Here is a 3,588-nt window from a genome sequence, read left to right on the forward strand (position 1 = left end):
GTGCCGAGGCGATCGGGGTGCCGCGCGAGCTGCGACGCGCCACCGCGCCGTGACGACGGCCGGCGTCGTCGTCCGCGCCCGCGTGCGGCAGGGCTGGGCGCGCGTGCGGCGTGCGTTCCTGCCGGTGCTGGGTGCGAGCCTCGCGGCCGGCGGGGCGTGGGCCATCTCCTACTACCTCCTCGGCCATCCGGCGCCCTTCTTCGCGCCGGTCTCCGCCTGGGTCGCCCTGGGCTTCACGGCGGACCGCCGGCCCCGCCGCGTCGCGGAGCTCGCGTCGGGCGTCGCCGTCGGCGTGCTCCTGGGCGACCTCCTCGTGCACGTCATCGGCAGCGGGCCGGTGCAGATCGCCGTCGTGCTCACGGTCGCGGCGCTCGTCGGACGGTTCGTGGACCGCGGCGACCTGTTCGCGATGCAGGCGGGCGTCCAGGCGATCGTCATCGTGGCGCTGCCGGCCGCCCAGGTCGGGTCCCCCGTGAGCCGCTGGGTCGACGCGCTCGTGGGCGGTGGGCTCGCGCTCGTCATCGCCGTCCTGTGGCCGCAGGACCCGCGGCGACGCGTCCGGGCCGTCGGCGAGGAGGCGCTCGTCGAGGTGGCCGAGGTGCTCCGGCACCTCGCGACCGGCCTCGAGCAGCGACGCGAGGACGAGGTCGAGGAGGCGCTCGCGCGCGGACGGGCGTCGCAGCCGGTGCTCGACCAGTGGCGCTCGACGGCCGGTGCCGCGCGGCAGTCGGCCCGCGTCTCGCCGGCCTTCCGCCGGCACCTCGAGGAGCTGCGGGCCCTCGAGGCCTCGGCCGTCTCGGCGGACCGGGTGATGCGCAGCGCCCGCGTGCTCGTGCGGCGCAGCCGGGTCACCGTGCGCGACGAGCACGACGTCGCCGCCCTCGCGGCACTCGTGCGGGCCGTCGCCGACGCGACGGGTGAGCTCGCGGTCACGCTCGGGCGCGGGGGTGACCACGGGCGGGCACGTGGCAGGCTCCAGGCCGTCGCCGCACGTGCCGACCCGTGGGCGGTCTCGAGGGAGGACTGGCAGGTCCAGGGGCTCGTGCTCCTGCTGCGCTCGCTCGTGGTCGACCTGCTCGAGGCGGCCGGCGAGGAGCCGGACGAGGCCCGCGCGCACCTGCCCGAGATGTGAGGCCCGGGCGTGTGACGTGCGAGTTCACCCTGGTGCGTGCTCACGACGGCGGCGGCCGGGTCGATAGGACGGCGTGCACCCCGACCGTCTCGGACCGCGGGACCTCCGGTCCGCCGCGCTCACCGCCGCCGCCCTCGTGGTCGCGGGTGCGCTCGCGATGCTCTCGAGCGAGGTCATGGCCGTGGTCGCGGGCGAGGCCGCCAACCTCGCGCTCGTCGGTGTCGTCGCCGTCCTGCTCGCCGTGCTGGCCGGTGCGGTCGTGCGCAGCTACCGCGCGATGCCGCCCGTGCTGTGGATGGCGCTCGCGCTCGCGATGGTCGTCGTCATCCTCGTGATGAACCTCGTGACGGAGGACGCCGGCGGCGGTGCGCAGATGGCCTACCTCTTCCCCGTGGTCTACGCGGGCGCCTTCCTGCGGGCGTGGGCGGCGTGCGTCGTCGCGGCGACGGCCGCCGTCTCGCACGGGATCACGGTCTTCGCGCTGCTCGAGCCGGACGTCGCGCTGCCGGACACGATCTTCGCGCTCATCGTCATGCTCGGCCTGACGGCCGTGCTCACGACGTCGGGCCGCCGCCAGGACGCGCTCACCCGCCAGCTGCGCGCGACGGCGTCGGTCGACCTCCTCACCGGCCTCGCCACGCGGCGCGCGCTCGAGAGCGCCGCCGCGGGCGCCGCCGGCCCGGACGACCGCGGCGGCTCCGCTGCCGACGGCGCGCGGGCGACCGTGGGCCGCGCGCTCGTCCTCGTCGACGTCGACCAGTTCAAGGCGCTCAACGACGCGTACGGCCACCCGGCCGGCGACGCGGTGCTCGTCCACCTCGGATCCGTGCTCCAGGGCGTCGTCCGCGCGGAAGACACGGTCGCGCGGTGGGGCGGCGACGAGCTCGCGATCCTCATGGTGGGCATCGGCGCCGAGGACGCGAGGCGGCGTGCCGAGGCCGTGCGGGCAGCAGCCGCCGCCCGGCCGCTCGTGCTCGACGGCCGGCCCCTGCCGCTGACGGTCAGCGTCGGCGTCGTCCACTCGACGTGCCCGGGTCCGGACCTCGAGGCGATGTACGCCGCGGCGGACGAGGCGCTCTACCAGGCCAAGCGCGGCGGGCGCGACCGCGTCGTCGTCGCCGGCCCGGGCACGGGGTCTCGTACGCTCGTCCCGTGATCGTCACCGCCCAGGTCCTCATCTTCCTCGCGCTGTACCTCCTGGTGTTCGTGCTGTGCGTGGTCGCGGTCGTCGACCTGCTACGCCGCCCGGCCCCCGCGTTCGTCTCGGCCGGCAAGCGGACCAAGAAGTTCTGGGGCGGCATCCTCGCGGCCGCCACCGCCGTCGCGTTCGTCGCGATCCCGTACCCGCTCGGCATCGGCGAGCTCCAGTTCCTCGCGCTCGGCAGCGCCGTCGCCTCGATCGTCTACCTCGTCGACGTCCGGCCGGCCGTGGCGCCCTACAGCGGCGGCCGGGGCCGCGGACCGCGAGGGCCCGGCCGGCCCGGCGGCGGCTGGTGACCGCCGGCACGCTCGCCGAGGTGGTCCGCGGCGACCTCGTCGAGTCGGTGCACCGCGGTCACCTGGTGGTCCTCGCCCCGGACGGCCGTGTCGTGGTCGAGGTGGGTGATCCCGACGCGGTGATCTGGCCGCGGTCCTCGCTCAAGCCGCTCCAGGCCGTCGCGATGCTCGCGGCCGGGCTCGACGTCGACGACGAGGGTCTCGCGCTCGCGTGCGCGAGCCACAGCGGCACGGACGTGCACCTCGCCGTCGTGCGGCGCGTGCTCGACGCCGCGGGCCTCGCCGAGGCGGACCTCCGGAACACGCCGGACCTGCCGCTCGACGCCGACGCCGCGTTCGCGTGGCGCGCCGCCGGCCGAGGTCCGACCTCGCTCACGCAGAACTGCTCGGGCAAGCACGCCGCGATGCTCGCGACGTGCGTCGCCGCGGGCTGGGACGTGCGGAGCTACCTCGACCCCGGGCACCCGCTCCAGCAGGCCGTCCGCGCGACGGTCGAGGGGCTCACGGGCGTGCCGGTCGCGAGCACCTCCGTCGACGGGTGCGGCGCCCCGCTGCTCTCGACGACCGTGCGCGGCCTCGCGCGCGCCCTCGGCCGCATCGCCGCTGCGGCGTCGACAGACGCCCCAGCCGACGCCGCCGCGACCGACGACGCCGCCACGACCGCCGCGACGACCGCCGCCCGGACCGGTACCGCCGCAGACGGCCCGCGCGCGCCCCTCGCTCGCGTGGCGCGTGCGATGTCGTCCCGCCCCGACCTCGTCGGCGGTCCCGGGCGCGACGTCACGGCCGTGATGCGCGCGGTGCCCGGCCTGGTCGCCAAGGACGGCGCGGAGGGCGTCTACGCGGCGGGCCTGCCGGACGGCTCGGGCGTGGCCTTCAAGGTCGAGGACGGCTCCGGCCGGCCCCGGCCCGCGGTGCTCGTCGCGGCCTTGGCGCAGGCGCTCGCGGCGGCCGGTCAC

At 77.1% G+C, this 3,588-nt stretch carries 4 protein-coding genes; all 4 read left to right on the plus strand.

Features of this window, described 5'->3' with window-relative positions; genetic code table 11:
- Nucleotides 1–1,132 (plus strand): FUSC family protein (locus tag ICW40_RS19685; protein WP_260459487.1); only part of this gene is annotated, 1,132 nt, incomplete at its 5' end.
- Between the two features lie 73 nt (nucleotides 1,133–1,205).
- Nucleotides 1,206–2,288 carry a GGDEF domain-containing protein gene (locus tag ICW40_RS21700; RefSeq protein ID WP_221655674.1) on the plus strand — a complete coding sequence of 361 codons (1,083 nt, stop codon included), beginning with the start codon at nucleotides 1,206–1,208 and terminating at the stop codon, nucleotides 2,286–2,288.
- Nucleotides 2,285–2,629, plus strand: a complete 345-nt coding sequence (locus ICW40_RS19695; protein WP_221655675.1) for a DUF2516 family protein — start codon at nucleotides 2,285–2,287, stop codon at nucleotides 2,627–2,629. Before ICW40_RS21700 ends, ICW40_RS19695 begins: the two co-directional genes overlap by 4 nt.
- On the plus strand, nucleotides 2,626–3,588 hold a 963-nt coding region (locus ICW40_RS19700), incomplete at its 3' end, for an asparaginase (RefSeq protein WP_308121927.1). The genes ICW40_RS19695 and ICW40_RS19700, both read left to right, overlap by 4 nt.

The sequence above is a fragment of the Actinotalea ferrariae genome (genome assembly GCF_019733465.1).
Lineage (GTDB): Bacteria > Actinomycetota > Actinomycetes > Actinomycetales > Cellulomonadaceae > Actinotalea > Actinotalea ferrariae_A.